General features: G+C 66.8%; 20 protein-coding genes, 4 tRNA genes and 1 riboswitch. Of the genes, 15 read left to right on the top strand and 9 right to left on the bottom strand.

Going from position 1 to position 15,849, the window contains the following annotated elements; translation table 11 throughout:
- Nucleotides 1-61 precede the first annotated feature (61 nt).
- From LRM18_RS13885 to LRM18_RS13900, 4 genes are read left to right on the top strand one after another with little or no spacing between them, the layout of a single operon-like run.
- Nucleotides 62-1,525, top strand: coding sequence for an efflux transporter outer membrane subunit (locus LRM18_RS13885; protein ID WP_270954842.1), 1,464 nt, complete (start codon nucleotides 62-64; stop codon nucleotides 1,523-1,525).
- On the top strand, nucleotides 1,522-2,661 hold the full coding sequence (locus LRM18_RS13890; RefSeq protein WP_206632061.1) for an ABC transporter permease: 1,140 nt from the start codon (nucleotides 1,522-1,524) through the stop codon (nucleotides 2,659-2,661). The genes LRM18_RS13885 and LRM18_RS13890 overlap by 4 nt, the downstream gene beginning before the upstream one ends.
- A 10-nt stretch (nucleotides 2,662-2,671) precedes the next feature.
- Nucleotides 2,672-3,400, top strand: coding sequence for an ABC transporter ATP-binding protein (locus LRM18_RS13895; RefSeq protein ID WP_049470093.1), 729 nt, complete (start codon nucleotides 2,672-2,674; stop codon nucleotides 3,398-3,400).
- Nucleotides 3,397-4,317 (top strand): biotin/lipoyl-binding protein, encoded by a 921-nt coding sequence (locus LRM18_RS13900; protein ID WP_270954843.1) that lies wholly within the window; start codon nucleotides 3,397-3,399, stop codon nucleotides 4,315-4,317. Before LRM18_RS13895 ends, LRM18_RS13900 begins: the two co-directional genes overlap by 4 nt.
- Nucleotides 4,318-4,319: 2 nt before the next feature.
- On the opposite strand, the gene LRM18_RS13905 is transcribed toward LRM18_RS13900, so the two are convergent.
- The gene (locus LRM18_RS13905) at nucleotides 4,320-4,748 is read right to left on the bottom strand and encodes a hypothetical protein (RefSeq protein ID WP_270954844.1); all 429 of its coding nucleotides are present in this window, start codon (nucleotides 4,746-4,748) and stop codon (nucleotides 4,320-4,322) included.
- Nucleotides 4,741-5,142 (bottom strand): hypothetical protein, encoded by a 402-nt coding sequence (locus LRM18_RS13910; RefSeq protein WP_057493625.1) that lies wholly within the window; start codon nucleotides 5,140-5,142, stop codon nucleotides 4,741-4,743. Before LRM18_RS13910 ends, LRM18_RS13905 begins: the two co-directional genes overlap by 8 nt.
- Before the next feature lie 128 nt (nucleotides 5,143-5,270).
- Here LRM18_RS13910 and LRM18_RS13915 point away from each other — a divergent pair.
- The 5 genes from LRM18_RS13915 to LRM18_RS13935 all read left to right on the top strand — a co-directional run bounded on the left by LRM18_RS13915 (nucleotide 5,271) and on the right by LRM18_RS13935 (nucleotide 7,224).
- Nucleotides 5,271-5,346, top strand: a tRNA-Gly gene (locus LRM18_RS13915).
- A gap of 142 nt (nucleotides 5,347-5,488) precedes the next feature.
- Nucleotides 5,489-5,564, top strand: a tRNA-Gly gene (locus LRM18_RS13920).
- A gap of 66 nt (nucleotides 5,565-5,630) precedes the next feature.
- Nucleotides 5,631-5,704 (top strand) — tRNA-Cys (locus LRM18_RS13925).
- A gap of 118 nt (nucleotides 5,705-5,822) precedes the next feature.
- Nucleotides 5,823-6,737: an ADP-ribosylglycohydrolase family protein gene (locus tag LRM18_RS13930; RefSeq protein ID WP_270954845.1), complete on the top strand. Its 915-nt coding sequence runs from the start codon at nucleotides 5,823-5,825 to the stop codon at nucleotides 6,735-6,737.
- Between the two features lie 217 nt (nucleotides 6,738-6,954).
- A complete protein-coding gene (locus tag LRM18_RS13935) occupies nucleotides 6,955-7,224 on the top strand; it encodes a hypothetical protein (protein WP_005415995.1) in 270 nt (89 codons plus the stop codon).
- Nucleotides 7,225-7,245: 21 nt separating this feature from the next.
- Here LRM18_RS13935 and LRM18_RS13940 read toward each other — a convergent pair whose 3' ends face one another.
- Nucleotides 7,246-7,395 carry a hypothetical protein gene (locus LRM18_RS13940; protein WP_206150142.1) on the bottom strand — a complete coding sequence of 50 codons (150 nt, stop codon included), beginning with the start codon at nucleotides 7,393-7,395 and terminating at the stop codon, nucleotides 7,246-7,248.
- Nucleotides 7,396-7,404: 9 nt separating this feature from the next.
- Nucleotides 7,405-8,478, bottom strand: a complete 1,074-nt coding sequence (locus LRM18_RS13945) for a hypothetical protein (RefSeq protein ID WP_270954846.1) — start codon at nucleotides 8,476-8,478, stop codon at nucleotides 7,405-7,407.
- 456 nt (nucleotides 8,479-8,934) lie between these two features.
- On the opposite strand from LRM18_RS13945, the gene LRM18_RS13950 reads away from it, so the two are divergent.
- A complete protein-coding gene (locus LRM18_RS13950) occupies nucleotides 8,935-9,768 on the top strand; it encodes an AraC family transcriptional regulator (RefSeq protein ID WP_270954847.1) in 834 nt (277 codons plus the stop codon).
- Nucleotides 9,769-9,771: 3 nt separating this feature from the next.
- Here LRM18_RS13950 and crcB read toward each other — a convergent pair whose 3' ends face one another.
- Together crcB and LRM18_RS13960 are read right to left on the bottom strand one after the other, a co-directional pair.
- Nucleotides 9,772-10,164: a fluoride efflux transporter CrcB gene (gene crcB, locus LRM18_RS13955; RefSeq protein WP_049468539.1), complete on the bottom strand. Its 393-nt coding sequence runs from the start codon at nucleotides 10,162-10,164 to the stop codon at nucleotides 9,772-9,774.
- Between the two features lie 81 nt (nucleotides 10,165-10,245).
- Nucleotides 10,246-10,306, bottom strand: a riboswitch (Fluoride riboswitch).
- 23 nt (nucleotides 10,307-10,329) lie between these two features.
- Nucleotides 10,330-10,731 carry a hypothetical protein gene (locus tag LRM18_RS13960; protein ID WP_049468541.1) on the bottom strand — a complete coding sequence of 134 codons (402 nt, stop codon included), beginning with the start codon at nucleotides 10,729-10,731 and terminating at the stop codon, nucleotides 10,330-10,332.
- A gap of 111 nt (nucleotides 10,732-10,842) precedes the next feature.
- Between LRM18_RS13960 and LRM18_RS13965 the strand changes: the two genes are divergently transcribed.
- On the top strand, nucleotides 10,843-11,052 hold the full coding sequence (locus tag LRM18_RS13965; protein ID WP_080375681.1) for a hypothetical protein: 210 nt from the start codon (nucleotides 10,843-10,845) through the stop codon (nucleotides 11,050-11,052).
- Between the two features lie 352 nt (nucleotides 11,053-11,404).
- Nucleotides 11,405-11,641 (top strand): hypothetical protein, encoded by a 237-nt coding sequence (locus LRM18_RS13970; RefSeq protein WP_053506619.1) that lies wholly within the window; start codon nucleotides 11,405-11,407, stop codon nucleotides 11,639-11,641.
- Nucleotides 11,642-11,650: 9 nt separating this feature from the next.
- Here the strand turns inward: LRM18_RS13970 and LRM18_RS13975 are convergent, their stop codons facing one another.
- Nucleotides 11,651-12,691, bottom strand: a complete 1,041-nt coding sequence (locus LRM18_RS13975; RefSeq protein WP_270954848.1) for a 4Fe-4S dicluster domain-containing protein — start codon at nucleotides 12,689-12,691, stop codon at nucleotides 11,651-11,653.
- Nucleotides 12,688-12,975 (bottom strand): hypothetical protein, encoded by a 288-nt coding sequence (locus LRM18_RS13980; RefSeq protein WP_049468548.1) that lies wholly within the window; start codon nucleotides 12,973-12,975, stop codon nucleotides 12,688-12,690. The genes LRM18_RS13975 and LRM18_RS13980 overlap by 4 nt, the downstream gene beginning before the upstream one ends.
- Nucleotides 12,976-13,154: 179 nt before the next feature.
- Between LRM18_RS13980 and LRM18_RS13985 the strand changes: the two genes are divergently transcribed.
- Both LRM18_RS13985 and hemN read left to right on the top strand, forming a co-directional pair.
- Nucleotides 13,155-13,595 (top strand): group III truncated hemoglobin, encoded by a 441-nt coding sequence (locus LRM18_RS13985; protein ID WP_049468550.1) that lies wholly within the window; start codon nucleotides 13,155-13,157, stop codon nucleotides 13,593-13,595.
- A 44-nt stretch (nucleotides 13,596-13,639) separates the two neighbouring features.
- Nucleotides 13,640-15,049 carry an oxygen-independent coproporphyrinogen III oxidase gene (gene hemN, locus LRM18_RS13990; RefSeq protein WP_053463579.1) on the top strand — a complete coding sequence of 470 codons (1,410 nt, stop codon included), beginning with the start codon at nucleotides 13,640-13,642 and terminating at the stop codon, nucleotides 15,047-15,049.
- A 21-nt stretch (nucleotides 15,050-15,070) separates the two neighbouring features.
- On the opposite strand, the gene LRM18_RS13995 is transcribed toward hemN, so the two are convergent.
- Nucleotides 15,071-15,157, bottom strand: a tRNA-Leu gene (locus tag LRM18_RS13995).
- Nucleotides 15,158-15,288: 131 nt separating this feature from the next.
- Here LRM18_RS13995 and LRM18_RS14000 point away from each other — a divergent pair.
- Complete coding sequence (locus tag LRM18_RS14000) at nucleotides 15,289-15,723, top strand: BLUF domain-containing protein (protein ID WP_049468552.1); 435 nt, start codon at nucleotides 15,289-15,291, stop codon at nucleotides 15,721-15,723.
- The last annotated feature ends 126 nt before the right edge of the window (nucleotides 15,724-15,849 follow it).

The raw sequence follows: 15,849 nt of genomic DNA on the forward strand, positions 1-15,849 counted from the left end.
GTGTTGTGACCGTTTTCGGACCATTTCTCCATGTTCGCTCCACAATCGCACGGTAGCCTTCATGCTCCTTCTACACGTTGGCGGGCTGGTGGTCAGGCGTATCACTCCAGTGGCGGTGCCCAGGACCGGGCGAGCATTCTCCCTGCAGGGGCTGCTGCGGCCCGGCGCATTGTTTGCATGCCTGGCGCTGGCCGGCTGCATGTCGGTACCGGTTCCGGACCTGCCTGACCGCACACCCACCGCCTGGACCCAGGTGCCGCAGGGGCAGGGCGTGGCGGTGGACGCCAGGCAGTGGTGGAAAGTGTTGTCCGACCCGGCGCTGGATGGCCTGGTCGATCAGGCCATCGCCGGCAATCTGGACCTGCAGCAGGCGACGTTGCGGCTGCAGGCCGTACGGATCGTCGCCGGTACCTCCGATTCGCGCTTCCTGCCGGAAATCACCGCCAGCGCCAAGCAGGTACAGGACGCTGCCGCTGTCGACACCTACTTCCATGCTGGCATCGAAGCGATCTGGGACCTGGGCCTGTTCGGTGCAGCCGAGAGCGCGCAGTTGAGCGCTCAGGCCTCGGCCGGCAACGCCGTGGCCCTGCGCAATGCCGCACAGGTGGCGGTGATCGCCGATGTGGTACGCAGCTATCTCGACCTGACCGTAGCGCAGGCCCAGCAGGATCTGCTGGCCCGACAGCAGGCCGTGGACGACCGCGGCGAACAGCTGGCGCTGGTCCGGCAGCGGCTGCGTCTGGATGAGCCGGGCGAGCTGGAACGGCTGCGCGCGCGGCAGGCGGCCACCCGTGCGGCCATCGCGCAGGCGCGGGAAAACGCCGACAACGCCGCCCGTGCGCTGGCATTGCTGCTGGGCCGCGAGCGTCCGGATCCGGCCTGGCACGCCTACCGCACCCCGCCGACGCTGGGTGCCTTCACGCTGCAGCAGGTCCCGGCCGACCTGCTGCGACATCGACCGCAGATCCTGCTCGCCGAATCGGAAGTGATGCAGGCCGCCGCCAGCAAGGGCGCGGCGCGCGCTGCGATGTATCCGCGGATCAGCCTGGGTGGCTCGATCCTGTACGCCTACAACCTCACCCAGAACGCCCGTTCCAATTCCGACTCCAGCCCGTCGATGGGCCCGTACATCGATATTCCGCTGTGGGACTGGGGGCAGCGCCGAGCGCGCTTCCATGCCGATGAGAAGCAACTGGATGCCGCCTTGCTGGGCTACCGCAAGGCGGTGCTGGAAGGCGTGAGCGAGGTGGAGGGCGCGTTGGGCAGCCTGGCGCGCCAGGACAGCAGCATCCAGTCGCTGCGTGCGGCCAATGATGTTGCCAGCCAGCAGGTCAAGCGCCAGGCGCGGCAGGTGCAGCTGGGCCTGTCCAGCGAGTTCGAGGGTCTGGACACGCAGCGTGCCGCACTGGCCTCGCAGGCCGATCTCATCGGTGCACAGGGCGCACGCGTGCTGGCGTTCGCCTCGCTGTACCGCGCCCTCGGGGGCGCGCCGCTGCCGGCCGGAGCTGGGGAGCCATCACAATGATCGCGCTGGCCCGCAAGACCCTGGCCTATGAGTGGCGCCGGTTCCTGCCGGTGGTGCTGGCGATGTGTTTTGCCGGCGTGCTGCTGATCGTGCAGGCGGCGCTGGTGCTGGGCATCTTTGGTACCGCCGCGATCTACGTGAAGGCATCCTCGGCCGATATCTGGGCAGGTTTCCCGGGTACGCAGAGCGTCAACTACGGCCATGCGATCAGCGCCGACGTGGAAAGCCACCTGCGCATGGACCCGGATGTCACCCGCGTCGAGCCCTACGAGTGGGTCGACGGCGAATGGCGTTCCGGCGCGCAGGGCACCGGCAACGTGTCGGTGTACCTGTCCGGCATCTCCACCCGCGACGACGCAATGATGTTCGCGCGCATCCTGCCTGTCGACCTGCGCGCACAGCTGCGCGAGCCCGGTGCGGTGATCGTCGACAGCGCCGACCTGGATACGCTGGGCGTGGACCTGCAGAACAACCGCGCGTGGATCAACGGCAAGGCCGTGCGCGTGGTCGCCGCGCAACCGGGGCTGCGGGGCCTTGGCGGCGTCAATGTGCTGGCCTCGCTGGATACCGCGCGCGCCATTGCCGGCACGGATCCGCACGAGGGCAGTACCTATTTCGTAGCGGGCCTGCGTTCGCCGGACCTCGCCGGTCACGTGCGCGATCGCCTGTCTGCATCGATGGGCCAGGCGACGCCGGTCGAGTTCTGGACCGCCCCGGAGTTTGCCAGCCGCTCGCAGCAATATTGGCTGTTCGATACCGGCGCCGGCATCGCGGTGCTGTTCATGGCGGTCATCGTCTGCTTCGTCGGTGCGGTGATCACCAACCAGTCATTCGCCTCGGTGGTGGCCGGTTCGGTGCGCGAGTACGCCACGCTCAATGCGCTCGGTGCCGGTCGCTACGCGCTGGCACGGGTGGTGTTCGAGCAGGCCTTGCTGATCGGCGGCGTAGGCATGTTGCTGGCAGCGGCCTTCAGCACCGTGGTGCTGCTGATCGCGCAGACCCAGCGCGTACCAGTGCAGCTGACGCCGATGGTGATCCTGGGCTGCGTGGCGCTGGTCGCGGTGATGGCCATGCTGTCGAGCATCATGGCGGTGCGCAGTGTGGTCCGCTCCGATCCATCGTTGCTGCTGCGTTGAGGACCGGCCGATGACCTCCAAACATGCCATCGCCCCCACGTTGCAGGCCGACGCACTGGAAAAAGGCTTCATGTCGGGCGATGTACAGGTGCCGGTGCTGCGTGGCCTGTCGCTGGACATCTACCCCGGCGAGCTGACCCTGGTGTCGGGGCCTTCGGGGTGCGGCAAGAGCACGCTGTTGTCTCTGCTGTCCGGCCTGTCCGCGCCCGATGGTGGGCGGGTGCACGCGCTGGGCCAGGATGTGGGGCACATGACCCGCAGCGAGGTGGAGCGGTTCCGCCTGCACCATGTCGGCTTCGTGTTCCAGGGCTTCAACCTGTTCCCGGCGCTGACCGCGCTGGAGCAGGTGCAGCTGCCGCTGGGCTACCGCGGCATGCGCGATCGCGAAAGCGAACCACTGGCCCGCAGGGCGCTGGAAGAGGTTGGCCTCAGCCACCGCAGCCACATGCGCCCGGCGCAGCTGTCCGGCGGTGAGAAGCAGCGCGTGGCGGTGGCCCGTGCCTTCGCCAAGTCGCCAACGCTGATCTTCGCCGACGAACCCACTAGCGCGCTGGACGCCGAGAACGGTCAGCGCGTGATCGACATCCTGCATCGCTATGCGCGGGCGCACGGCGCCACCGTGCTGTGCGTGAGCCACGATCCGCGCCTGATCCGGCATGCGGATCGGGTGATCGCCATGGAAGACGGCATGGTCCGTGATGACCGCCGCCAGAACGAAACCGTAGAGTCCGCCCCATGACCAAGACGCCGCACCTGCTTCCCCTCAGCCTGGCCCTCTCCGCGGCACTGCTGCTCGGCGCCTGTTCCAGGGACGCGCCCGCGCCTGTACAGCCGCCTTCGGGCAAGGCCGATGCAGCCGCCGCCGGCAAGGTCGCGGTCGCGCGCGGCATCATCGATGTCGAGGGCGGCCTGATCGCGCTTGCACCGCCGGTGGATGGCTCGATCACCGCTGCGCCGGTGAAGGAGGGCGCCACGGTCAAGAAGGGGCAGCTGCTGCTGTCGCTGGATGGCGCGCTGCTGCAGCAGGAAGTGGCGATGGCCACCGCCGATCTGGCCCTGGCCAATGATCGCCTGAAGGGCAGCCAGGCGCAGCTGCGCGAACTGGAGCGCAACGCCACCCGCCTGTCCACCGGCGCCAGCGAAGGGGTGTCATCCAACCAGCAGGCCGATGCGGCCAGGCAGCAGCTGGCGGTTGTTCGCGCCGACGTCGACGTGGCGGGTGCGCAGGTCGACATGGCCCAGCACAAGCTGGAGCACGCCAGGTTGAAACTGCAGCAGATGTCGTTGAGTGCACCGGAAGCCGGCACCGTGGTCGGCCAGGTGCCGGGCCTGGGCGCCTTCGTGCAGGGCGGCAAGCCGGCGATCTCGCTGCTGCCGGCACGCCCGCTGCAGGTGCGTGCCGAACTCAGTGCCTCCTATGCCGATGCGGTGCAGGTAGGCATGAAAGCGACGGTGGTACCGGACAGCGATGGTGCCGAGAACACCGGCACGCTGCCGACCGCACGCGTGGTACGCATCAGCCCGGTGTTCGCGCAGGCCCGCCTGCCTGAAGACGCGGGGCGTGGCGTGGCCAAGGTGGTGGAGTGCGTGCTGGAGTTCGACGGCGAGGCCAAGGCACGCTTCGGCCAGCATGTGCGGGTGGAGTTCCGGAAGTAGGCCTAGCGTTGTGGCGGACGCCTGAACGCCCGCCATGCGCTCACCGCCGACACCCCGCACAGCGCCAGCAGCAGGCCCACGTCCAACAGCAGCAGCCACAGCAGGTGCATGCCTTGTACCGGCGGCTGATGCATCGCCGACAGCATCCACGGCACCGACCACAGCACCAGCAGGGCGAAGGCGATCAGCAGGCGCAGCCACAGGCGTTTCAGTCTCCACGGCCGCACGATCAAGGCGGCCACCACCAGTTCGACCGTGCCCAGCAACGCGAACACGATGACGGTGCTGGTCGGGTAGGGCGACTCGGCGCCTTCCAGGTGGTGCAGCAGCCAGTAGTCCGGGGTGAAACCGGCGTTGACCAAGGCCGCGATCAGCGCCAGCCAGGTCAATGAAACCAGCAGCCAGAACAGGCGGACGTAGCGTCTAGGCATTGGTGGTGTCCGTGGTGGCAGGCAGGCGGTTGTGTGACGCATACCACGCGGAAATGGCGATCGCGGCCAGTGCCAGCAGGCCGGGCCCGAGGGTGAAGTACAGCAGGCGCAGCGGATGGTTGTGCATCAGTGTCCAGCTCGCGAACGCCAGGGGAATCGCCAGCACCAGCAGCTTGGCAAACAGCGGCCGCAGCACCGCGATCAGCGGCTGGGCGCCAATGAACATCCAGAACAGATGGAACTGGGCGATGCCCAAGCCGATGTCACGATGTGAAGCAAAGCCGAAATGGTCGCGATACCAGTTCATTCCCATCGGCATCAGTGCCCAGTACAGCAGGGCCACCAGCAGATGCAGCAGCAGGGCGATCAACAGGGGCGTGCCGCGAAGGAGCATCGGTGAACGGGGCCGGGCGGGGCAGCGTACCCCACTGCGGACGCCCGTGACGGCATGATGTGAAGACTGTTGACGGCGTGAAGGAATTTGGACACAATGGCGCTCCTTCGACGCAGGTCGAAGAATCTGCGGGAATAGCTCAGTTGGTAGAGCGCAACCTTGCCAAGGTTGAGGTCGCGAGTTCGAGTCTCGTTTCCCGCTCCAGATTCTACAGGGCCCCGACAGGGGCCTTGTTTTTCTCCCGCCACGGCAAGGCGGGGCACGTTGGGCCACAAGGCTCTGCGCGCAGTCAGAAAGGTGAAATCGCTGGTGTGTGTCCCGGATTTCCGGTACCATGTCGGCTTACGCGGGAATAGCTCAGTTGGTAGAGCGCAACCTTGCCAAGGTTGAGGTCGCGAGTTCGAGTCTCGTTTCCCGCTCCATGTTCCGACAGGCCCCATCTTGGGGTTTTGTCTTGTCAGGGCAGTGTTCCTGGCGTGCAGTACGTTGGCCTCATGGCAGAGTGGCTATGCACCGGATTGCAAATCCGTTTACAGCGGTTCGATTCCGCTTGAGGCCTCCAATTGAAAAGCCCTGACTCCGGTCAGGGCTTTTTTGTTGGCTGCGATCGCTTTCCTGCTCGCGCGATCGTTGCGCGGCCTGGCGGCCAGTCATGGCGGCGGCGGCGCTACACTTGCCTGATGAACCAGATTGATCACTTCCGGGGTGCGTTGCTCGGCCTCGCGTGCGGCGATGCCGTCGGTACCACGCTGGAGTTCAAGCCTTGTGGCAGCTTCACCCCGATCACCGACATGGTGGGTGGCGGGCCGTTCCAGCTGCAGCCGGGGCAGTGGACCGACGATACCTCCATGGCGATGTGCCTGGCCGAGAGCCTGGTGCGTTGCGAAACCTTCGACGCGCGCGATCAGATGAACCGCTACGCCAACTGGTACCGGCATGGTTACTGGAGTGCGACCGGGGAGTGTTTCGATATCGGCATGGCGACACGGGCTGCCATCGACCGGTTCCTGCAGGATGGCCATCCGCTGGCGGGAAGTGACGACCCGCGCAGCGCTGGCAATGGCTCGATCATGCGTTTGGCGCCGGTCGCGTTGCGCTACGCCGGGACCCCCGATCTGCAGGCCATGGCCGCGTTGAGTTCGCGAACCACGCACGCTGCGCAGGAGTGCCTGGAGGCGTGCCGCCTGCTGGCCGTCGCGCTGGAGCGGGCGCTGGCGGGGAGCACCCGCGACGGAGTGCTGGATCTCAGCGATGTTCCCGTCGAGAGCGCGCGGCTGCAGCAGATCGCCGCGGGCGGCTATCGTGATGCGACGCGTGAGCAGATCCGTGGCAATGGCTATGTTGTCGACAGTCTGGAAGCTGCACTCTGGTGCTTTGATCGCCACGATACCTTTGAAGCCGTCGTACTCGAGGCGGCCAATCTTGGCGAGGATGCCGACACCACGGCCGCCATCGCCGGGCAGCTGGCGGGCGCATTCCATGGCGCGCGCGGAATTCCTGAGAGATGGCTGCAGCGGCTGGCCTTGCGCACCGAAATCCAGGCGCTGGCCGATGCGCTGCACGCCCTCAACCAAGGCATCGCCCGCACCGCATAAGGCCCATCCAGTGCCTGCGAACTGCGCGGGCACGGTGCTCCCGGCTGCCACCCTTTCCGACGCGACGGGCGTCCCCTGCGGCAGCTGGCCGCGCCGTGGCGGCCAGTCTCAGCCGCCCACGACATGGGAAGGCGCTATGGTCGGGTTCCACGTCTCAGGGAGCTGCAATGGCGAGCAAGGGCACCAGGTATCGCTCCAGCCAGGGAGCGATACGGAAATGAGCAAAGTCACGGCAGATGTGCGCTGGTTGACCTTCCGCTTGAAGAACGGGCAATCCATTGGCCCGGATCGGCTGAAGGACGGATGGGTCATCGCCTCGGAAACCGCCCGCTGCGGGGTGCGCCGCGAGCATATCGAAGGGTCGGGACTGGTGTATGCCCTGTATGCGCCGGCCAACCTGGCCTCACCGCGGCGCGCGGAAATGCGCATGCGCGAATTCCTGATGAGCTCGGGCTACACCTTCACGATGGGCACGCTGGGCGGCTGATTAGGGCCGTCACCGTTGCGCTCACATGGTCAGCGCCTGGCCCTGGATGCCGATCGGGCCGCGTGCATCGTGCAGCACCCTGCGGGTCAGGCCGAGGCCCCGGCGGCTGAACGCCCCCTGCCACCAGAGCAGCCCCTTCCGGCAGGCACTTGATGCGATGCGTTGCGGCACGCGCTGGACTCAGCGTTGCACTGCCCTCAAGGCGTCGACCACCTGCGCTCCAGAAAAACCGCAGTGACCTTCGCCCACCGGCGGCAACACGCGTGGCAGCGGGCGTGCGCCAGCCCGTGCGGCCAATTGCGGATACACCGTCTGCATGTGCGGCACGATGGTCGGGTCGTTGTGGTTGAACTGGATCACCAGCGGTCGCTTCAGTGCGCCGGTCATTGCCAGCGTGCTGCGCACTTGCGCCTGCGCCGCAGGCACGGGATCGATGCGCTGCACGCCGGCATTGAACGCGGCGTCATCACCGAATCCGCTGTAGATCACGCCGATGTTGCCGATCGGCATGCCGCCGCTCCGTGTAGCCAGTTGGTGCAGGACCAGCGCGTGCAGGCTGATCGTGCCGGCCAGTGCATCAGGCGAGACCTGCAGCCGCCGCGCCAGTACGGCGGCGTGCGGCGGATCGCGCTGCAGCGCATTGGCGATGCCCTGGTACAACTCGCCCTGTGGCAGCGCGGCGGCTTCGCGCGATGCCAGGCCGGCGGGCGGCAGCCCATCGGCCTTGGGGAAGAAGTAGTCGAATGCGACCAGCGTGGTCAGCAGATCGGTCGCGATCTGTTCGCCACTGAGATTGGCGCCGCACAGCGACACACCGCCCGCGTAGTGTTGTGGGAAGCGCTCGAGGCTGCCGATGGTCACGGCACCGCCCATCGAGAATCCCAGCATCCAGGTGTGGCGGACATGCTTGAGTTCACCCACTGCCTGCTGGCGCAGGCGTTCCGTATCGGTGATCGCATCGACCACTGCCCAGCCCTGGCTGGCATAGGCGCTCTGCGCGACGGCGTAACCTGCTGCCAGCAGTGGCGCGGTGCTGTCATTGGCCGCCATGGGTGCGGTGCGCGGCACGCCGACCGGTTCGTAGCCATGGGCCAGCATCACCAGGTCGCCGTTCCAATTGGCCGGTACATCCAGCCGCCACGGTGCGCCCTGCAGCTCGCCGCTGAGCGTGCGTGTTGCTGGCGGTGGTGCAGCCAGCGATGTCATCCAAGGCAGCAGGCAGAGGGCAAGAACACATCGAAGCAAGGCGGGCATCGGGGCCATTCCATGCGGGAATGGCGCCGAGCATAGATCCCCGCACTACCTTGCGCGCGCTGCACTGCCGCAGGGCATTGCCGGTCGGGCGTACTGCGCTCCATGCTGGCGGCATGGCCCTGCACAGCACCGCATCGATTATCCGCATTCCTTTCGGGAAGGCGGGGTAGCGCGCGGTCATCACGGCCAAGCAACCCACCCGGGAAGGCGGGTTGCATACGGCGCTCTCCCGGGTAGTGGAATCCACCAAGGAGGGCATCCATCGCGCCCCGGATGGCGTTGACGTCGGTGGTGTTCTGGCCAGAGGACAGGGCGGTCAGCAGCAGGCGGCCGTCGTCATGCTGGCGCAGCTGCATCAATTCGAGACGGATCACTCAGCCGCTGCCGCCCGCTCAATCGCCGATTTCGATACGATCTGTCGCATTGAGTTCGCCTCGCTTGACCCGGAGTCCCGTCATGGTCGACCGCCTTGCCATTCTGCTGGAACGTTTCGCGGTCACCGCCTCGGTGTTCCATGCCGGCGCGCTGTGCGGCATCAACACGCTGGACGGCGAGGATGAGGCCGGCCAACTGCACCTGGTAAGGCGAGGCCCGCTCCAGGTCACTCATGGGCCACACACCGTGCAGGTCGAGGTGCCGAGCCTGCTGCTGTATCCGCGGCCGCTGCCGCACCGCTTCGTTACCGATCCGCAGCACGGCGCCGACATGGCCTGCGCAAGCCTGCATTTCGAGGGCGGCCGGCTCAACCCGATCAGCGCGGCGTTGCCCGATTTCATCTGCATGCCCCTGACGGATCTGCATGGCGGCAATGCCGCGCTGGAGCTGCTGTTCGAAGAAGCCTTCGAGCAGCGCTGCGGGCGTGCGGCGATGGTCAACCGGTTGTTCGAGGTGGTGATGATCCAGGTGCTGCGCCAGCTGATGGAAGGGGGCGAGATGCGAGGTGGCCTGTTCGCCGGGCTGGGTCATCCGCGGCTGCGGCTGGCATTGGTGGCAATGCATGAGGCGCCGGCGCAGTCGTGGACCCTGGAAGACCTGGCCGAGGTCGCCGGCATGTCACGCAGCGTGTTCGCCTCCAGCTTCCGCGAAGCCATGGGCACCACGCCGGGCCAGTACCTGCAGGGCTGGCGGGTGGGCCTGGCGCAGCAGGCACTGCGTCAGGGGCGTCCGTTGAAGCGGATTGCCGACGAGGTGGGCTATGGCAGCGAGGCGGCACTGTCGCGCGCGTTCAAGGCGCACACCGGGCAGTCGCCGCGGGAGTGGCGGGAGCAGGCGCGCGCGGGCGCGGCCTGAGCCTCAGCCCAGCACCAGCCGGGCCAGCTTCATGCCAGCGAACAGGCCGACCAGGCCCAGTGCCACCGAGCCGCCGGCATACAGCGCGGCCAGGCCGAGCTGCCCGCGCTGCAGCAGCACGCCGATTTCCAGCGCGTAGGTGGAGAACGTGGTGTAGCCGCCGAGGATGCCGGTGGCCAACAGCAGGCGCAGCTGCGGTGACGCGCCGTTGCGCAGGGCGAAGGCCTCGACCAGCACGCCCATCAGCAGCGCACCGCTGATGTTGATCAGGAAGGTCGACCAGGGCCACGGACTGCCAGCGGCCACCCGCGCACCCATCAGGTTGCAGGCGTGGCGAACGCAGGCGCCGAGCCCGCCGCCGATGAAAACCAGGAGGTAGTTGTTCAGTGCGTGCATCACGTGCCTCGGGTGCGGGTTCGCTGATTCGATGGCGAACGCCGAGGGCAGGCACCGCCTGCCATCGACGAACGCCGGTTCGTCCTGGCAGGAGCCATCAGCCGTTCAGGCGGTTATCGGGGGAGCCCCATCCCATCGCCGACCATGCTACCAGCGGCGGTGCATTCACGTCATGGAGGTCGTCAGCACCCGGATGACCTTGCTGCGGCTGAAGCCGTCCATCAGCAGCTCGAAGGCCAGCAGGTCCAGGGCCGCGTGGCGGCGATGGTCGATCTCCAGCCCTTTCTCCTCCACCAGGTGGCTGACCAGTTCGTAGGCGTCCTGCCAGACATCCAGGTGGGCCTGGCTGGGGATATAGGTGTTGCCCCGCTCACCGACGCCAAGCCCGCCCACGCCGTACAGCAGTTCGCGCGCGTCCAGCTTGGCCGCATCGGCGATGCGGAACAGCTGTTCGGCCTTCACGTGGGCGGGGCTGACATGGTCGTTGAGCCAGTTGCTGATGGTTGCCGTCGTCGAAGCGGCGGCGCGGGCCAGATCGGCCGGGCGCGGGTGGCCGGCTTTCTTCATGGCAATGGCGAGTCGTTGGCCGAGAGTATTCATCTATGCAAGCCAGCTTAACGCGTGGATCGCAAAGAACCCTTGTTCCAAGAATAAGTCTGGTTAACAGAAGGACCGACCGTGACCGATTTCTGGAGCAAGCGGCAGGTGCGCACCCGGCTGGGTTTCCGGACCGACGCCGAACTGGCGCGCTTCTTTGGCATAAGCCGATCCGCAGTGTCGCAATGGCCTCGGGATTTCCCGATTCCTGCGCTACGTCAATACATCCTGCATCAGCGATACCCCAACCTGTTCCCTGCAACTCAGGCAACACAGCCCGAACAGGCGTGAGTTACGCCGCCTTTTGTCGCATGTAACACCCCATGGGCCATTTGCAAAGTATGCTTAGCAACATAGGAAAGTTCGATGGGCACGGGATTGACCATCGACGATGCCTAACGGAGCGGCGGATGGAGGATGGAAGGCTGTGTCGGGTCCAGCCCATCCGGGGAACCCGCCTCCCCGTATGTACTTTCGTGAACGATTAATAATTTCAATCACGAAAGTCGCCGTATGTAATTGACCTGTCGTGAAATCTGTGACTAATTGGGATCAACCGGACGTGAAGCCCGGGAGTCTTTCAGTAGCTCGCAAGTGAGTCGGTAGACCGTCAACGATGCAGAACAAGTCCAACGGAGGTCGTATGGAATACGGCATGCATGGCTTGGCTGAACGGGTACGCCGCGAACTGGAAGCCAGTTATCACAAACACGGATGCGGTCCGGCGTTCTGGGATACCTACCAGCAGGTGCTTGACCGCCTGGTTCCGCAGGGGACCGAGCGCACCGAATTCACCAATGAAATGGCGCTCATCATCGAGCAGCTCGGCATCGTACGGCGTGCGCAGCTGGTTCCGCCGCACGCCGGCGGGCCGCGTTGATCGGTTGATTCACAGCAGGCGCCAGGCGCCGCAGGCCAGCAGCGCCAGCAGCATCGACAGCAGTGCCAGGGTCCGCGGTCGCCACCACTGCCGCGGTTGCCCGGCCATTGCCTGCGGACTGCAGTAGCGCACCAGGCCCGGCCCGAAACCGCCCTGGTGCTGTTCCTGCGCACAGGCGTCCAGGCAGGCGCCGCAGGCCAGGCAATCGGCCTGCGGTCCCTGGCGGATGTCCAGCTGCATCGGGCAGGCGCGGACACAGGCGGCACAATCGGTGCAATCGCCCAGGCGGTCTGCGCTGAAGGTCGGCATGGGTCCGGCCAGCAGCGGATGTGCCGCGCGGAACACGTAGTCCTGGGCGGTCACCGGGTCGAGCAGGCCGCGGCCGCGGCCCAGCACGCCGCCGAGGCCGGACGGGCGTGCGCCGCGCGGTTCGCCCCGGCGTGCGTCGTACAGCATCCGCGGTGTATGCGGATCTGTGAGCAACGGCTGCATGCGTGCAAACGGGCACAGCGATCGGCAGACCTGTTCGCGCAGCACGCCGGCATTGCCCCAGGTGGCTGCGGCATAGAACAGCACCCAGAACGTTTCCCAGCCGCTCCAGCCGACGCGCGGTGCCGCTGCCACCAGCTCGCTGATCGGGCTGAACAGGCCGACGAAGGTGATGCCGGTCCACAGCGAGAGCACCGCCCAGGCTACCTGGGTGGCGGGGCCTACGGCCGGCACCGGCAGCACCCGGGCCATGCCGCGTGCGATCCCGTCGAAGGCACGGCGCCACAGCGTCTGCGGGCAGGCATGGCCACACCAGACGCGTCCGGCCAGGTGGGTCAGCAGTGCAAGCCCCACCGCCATCACGGCCAGCATCCCGATCAGCACGCCGACGTCGCCTGGCCACAGCGTCCAGCCAAGCAGGTCGAAGCGCCGTGCGTTGATATCCAGCAGCACGGCCTGGTGGCCCTCCCATCGCAGCCACGGCAGGGCATAGAACAGGGCCAGCACGAGCACGCTGAGCGTGCCGCGCCAACGCCAGGGGCGGGTGGGCTTCGTGGTCATCCCAGTGGCAGCTCGTCGTCGTCGTCGCCGGGCATGGGCCGTTGCAGGTACCAGGTGACCGCGCTGGACAGTGCCGTCACCGTCCAGAACATGAAGAAGCCTGCCGTGTAGCCCAGTTCGCGGCTGATCGGCGTAGCCGGAAAGCTGATCGCCTGCAGCCGGAGCGGGTCGACGAAGGCGAAGAACACCACGCTGGCCACGCCGGCCGCGATGAAGCTTGGCCAGAGAATGGCACCCCAGTGCTGGATCAGCTGCTGGCGACGGCTGGGAGAGGGTCTGTTCATGCTTTCCCGGATCGGAATGAGGGCGGCGCGTATACTCCGCCGAGGCCGGCGCAGCATCCGCAGGGCATGTTTCCTGCAGGCGTGCCAGCCTAGGTGCAGTGGACCGCGCCGACATTGATCTGGATCAACGGTGGTCCCGGCCTGTCGCGGCACACTGCCGGCAAGCCCTGGGTGCCCCGATGAACGCAACACCGCCGCCTGTCCTTCCCGTCGCTTCGGCCGAGCTTTGCAGCGAGCAGGAAGTGACCCGCCTGGTCCACGATTTCTATGCGCGCGTGCGCGGGGAAGAACGGTTGGGGCCGGTGTTCGACGCGCATGTGCGCGACTGGCCGGAACACCTGGCGCAGCTGGTCGATTTCTGGTCTGCGATGCTGCGCGGTACGCGCCGTTTCAAGGGCTCGCCGATGTCCAAGCACATGGCCATCGAGCTGGACAAGGACCTGTTTGATCGCTGGCTGGCGCTGTTCCGCATCACCACTGCCGAGTGCGGCAATGCGCCGATGCAGGAACTGGCCAACGACGTGGCCGCGCGCATCGGTGACACCTTCTGGAAGCGCTACCAGATGCTGCGCTGGCCACAGGTCGGCCTGCCGGTGCTGGGGATCCCCGCCCGGGATTGATCTGGGTCAAGGCGGTTGCGGCCAGGCCGCGCGATGCTGGCCGCATGGACACGTTCTCTCCCGCCGCCGGTGGCCTGGCCTGGACCTTCGACCCCGACCTGCTGCGCCGGCACGACCGGCCAGGGCCGCGCTACACCTCGTATCCGACCGCACCGCACTTCCACGATGGCTTCGACGCACCGGCGCTGCGCCAGGCAATCGCCGACAGCAACCGGCTGGCCCGCGCGTTGTCGCTGTACGTGCACGTGCCGTTCTGTTCCAGTCCCTGTTTCTACTGCGGCTGCAACCGGGTGATCACCCGCGACCGCGGTCGTGGCCACAGCTATGTATCGCGCGTGCTGGCCGAGGCCGATCTGCTGGCACCGCAGTTCGAGGATGGCCGTGAGGTCATCCAGCTGCATCTGGGCGGCGGTACGCCGAACTTCCTCGATGCCGAGGCGATGACCACGCTGGTGGAAGGCCTGCGCCGGCGCTTCGACTTCAGCGATTCGCCGCAGCGCGATTTTTCGATCGAACTCGACCCGCGCTTCATTGATACCCACGACGTGGCGATGCTGGCACGGCTGGGCTTCAACCGGGCCAGCCTGGGCGTGCAGGATTTCGATCCGCAGGTGCAGGAATCGATCAACCGCGTGCAGGGCGTGCAGCAGACGCTGGACATCCTGCGTGCGTGCCGTGACAGCGGCATGCGTTCGGTCAACGTCGACCTGATCTATGGGTTGCCGGGGCAGAGCCTGCAGGGATTCGGCCGCACCCTCGAACAGGTGCTGGCGCTGCGCCCGGATCGCCTGGCGGTGTATGGCTACGCGCATCTGCCGCATCTGTTCCGCGCGCAGAAGCAGATCGATGAACGCCGGTTGCCTTCACCGGAAGACAAGCTGGCGCTGCTGGGCCTGGCGGTGGAGAAGCTCTCTGCCGCAGGCTACCAGTACATCGGCATGGATCATTTTGCGCTGCCGGAAGAAGATCTCTCGCGCGCGCAGCGTGCCGGCCAGCTGCATCGCAACTTCATGGGCTATACCACCCATGCCGACACCGATCTGCTGGGCCTGGGCGTGAGTGCGATCAGCCACATCGGTGCCACCTACAGCCAGAACCCGCGCGACCTGCCGTCGTGGGAGGACGCGGTGGATCAGGGCCAGTTGCCGGTCTGGCGTGGCGTAGCGTTGAGTGCCGACGACCAGCTGCGCGCCGAGCTGATCCAGCAGCTGATGTGCCAGGGCGAGGTGGACGGCGCCATGCTGGGGCAGCGCCATGGCATCGCATTCGAGCAGTACTTCGCCGAAGACCTGCGCTCGGTGCAGCGGCTGCAGGAAGACGGGCTGGCCGAATACCGCGACGGTGTGGTGCGCGCCAGCGAGCCGGGGCGGCCGCTGCTGCGGCTGCTGGCGATGTGCTTCGATCCGTACCTGCGTGCGGCGCATGAGCAGCCGCGCTACTCGCGTGCGATCTGACGCTGCGTGGTGCGAAAGGCGTGGTGCCCGGAGCCGGAATCGAACCGGCATGGGGTTGCCCCCGGCGGATTTTAAGTCCGATGCGTCTACCAGTTTCGCCATCCGGGCCTGCAGCGCGGCGCCGATTGTAGCCCAGCTGCGCATTTCCGGCCGGATTGCGGAACGGCGGCGGCATGCTTAACTGTCGCTCCCGTTCATGTCATAGTCCAAGCCATTGTTCCCAGGGGGGGAGCTGCCCGATGTCGCTGCACGCGATTGCCTATGCCAGTGAGGCCCGCGCCGATCTGCGGACAACCGATCTTGACCGCGTGCTGGCCGACGCCACGGCATTCAACCGGGTAGCCGGTGTCACCGGTGTGCTGATGTTCGATGGCAGCCGTTTCCTGCAGTACCTGGAAGGGCCGGAGGATGGCATCGATTCGGTGTACCAGCGCATCGTCAACGCGCGCAGCCATGGCCAGCTGAAGGTGCTGTGCCGGGCACCGGTGGCGCAGCGGGCGTTTCCGCGCTGGTCGATGGGCACCCGCCGCATCGAGGCGGAGCTGCTGGCACAGATCGTCGACGCCGCGTGGCCGGGCTTCCTGCTCGGCAGCGGGGGTTTCGAACGGCTGCTGCAGGCCTGGACCGGCGCCGACGGTGAACTGGAACCGGCGGCGGTCGCGCTGGGGTCCTGAACCCGCCTTGGCGGCGAGGCCCGCGGACCGTTACGCTGGGGCCTTTCTGGTGTGGATCATCCCGGGGTGGTACAGCGAATGAGCAGGTCGGCCGAAGCCATGCCAGCGCGCATGCGATTTCATCGG

It is taken from the genome of Stenotrophomonas sp. PI_27, from assembly GCF_027854495.1.
GTDB classification, from domain to species: domain Bacteria; phylum Pseudomonadota; class Gammaproteobacteria; order Xanthomonadales; family Xanthomonadaceae; genus Stenotrophomonas; species Stenotrophomonas pavanii.

Coding starts and splice junctions, on each gene's coding strand:
- LRM18_RS13885 (WP_270954842.1), top strand. CDS start 62: ATGCTCCTTCTACACGTTGGCGGGCTGGTGGTCAGGCGTATCACTCCA.
- LRM18_RS13890 (WP_206632061.1), top strand. CDS start 1,522: ATGATCGCGCTGGCCCGCAAGACCCTGGCCTATGAGTGGCGCCGGTTC.
- LRM18_RS13895 (WP_049470093.1), top strand. CDS start 2,672: ATGACCTCCAAACATGCCATCGCCCCCACGTTGCAGGCCGACGCACTG.
- LRM18_RS13900 (WP_270954843.1), top strand. CDS start 3,397: ATGACCAAGACGCCGCACCTGCTTCCCCTCAGCCTGGCCCTCTCCGCG.
- LRM18_RS13905 (WP_270954844.1), bottom strand. CDS start 4,748: ATGCCTAGACGCTACGTCCGCCTGTTCTGGCTGCTGGTTTCATTGACC.
- LRM18_RS13910 (WP_057493625.1), bottom strand. CDS start 5,142: ATGCTCCTTCGCGGCACGCCCCTGTTGATCGCCCTGCTGCTGCATCTG.
- LRM18_RS13930 (WP_270954845.1), top strand. CDS start 5,823: ATGAACCAGATTGATCACTTCCGGGGTGCGTTGCTCGGCCTCGCGTGC.
- LRM18_RS13935 (WP_005415995.1), top strand. CDS start 6,955: ATGAGCAAAGTCACGGCAGATGTGCGCTGGTTGACCTTCCGCTTGAAG.
- LRM18_RS13945 (WP_270954846.1), bottom strand. CDS start 8,478: ATGCCCGCCTTGCTTCGATGTGTTCTTGCCCTCTGCCTGCTGCCTTGG.
- LRM18_RS13950 (WP_270954847.1), top strand. CDS start 8,935: ATGGTCGACCGCCTTGCCATTCTGCTGGAACGTTTCGCGGTCACCGCC.
- crcB (WP_049468539.1), bottom strand. CDS start 10,164: ATGCACGCACTGAACAACTACCTCCTGGTTTTCATCGGCGGCGGGCTC.
- LRM18_RS13960 (WP_049468541.1), bottom strand. CDS start 10,731: ATGAAGAAAGCCGGCCACCCGCGCCCGGCCGATCTGGCCCGCGCCGCC.
- LRM18_RS13970 (WP_053506619.1), top strand. CDS start 11,405: ATGGAATACGGCATGCATGGCTTGGCTGAACGGGTACGCCGCGAACTG.
- LRM18_RS13975 (WP_270954848.1), bottom strand. CDS start 12,691: ATGACCACGAAGCCCACCCGCCCCTGGCGTTGGCGCGGCACGCTCAGC.
- LRM18_RS13980 (WP_049468548.1), bottom strand. CDS start 12,975: ATGAACAGACCCTCTCCCAGCCGTCGCCAGCAGCTGATCCAGCACTGG.
- LRM18_RS13985 (WP_049468550.1), top strand. CDS start 13,155: ATGAACGCAACACCGCCGCCTGTCCTTCCCGTCGCTTCGGCCGAGCTT.
- hemN (WP_053463579.1), top strand. CDS start 13,640: ATGGACACGTTCTCTCCCGCCGCCGGTGGCCTGGCCTGGACCTTCGAC.
- LRM18_RS14000 (WP_049468552.1), top strand. CDS start 15,289: ATGTCGCTGCACGCGATTGCCTATGCCAGTGAGGCCCGCGCCGATCTG.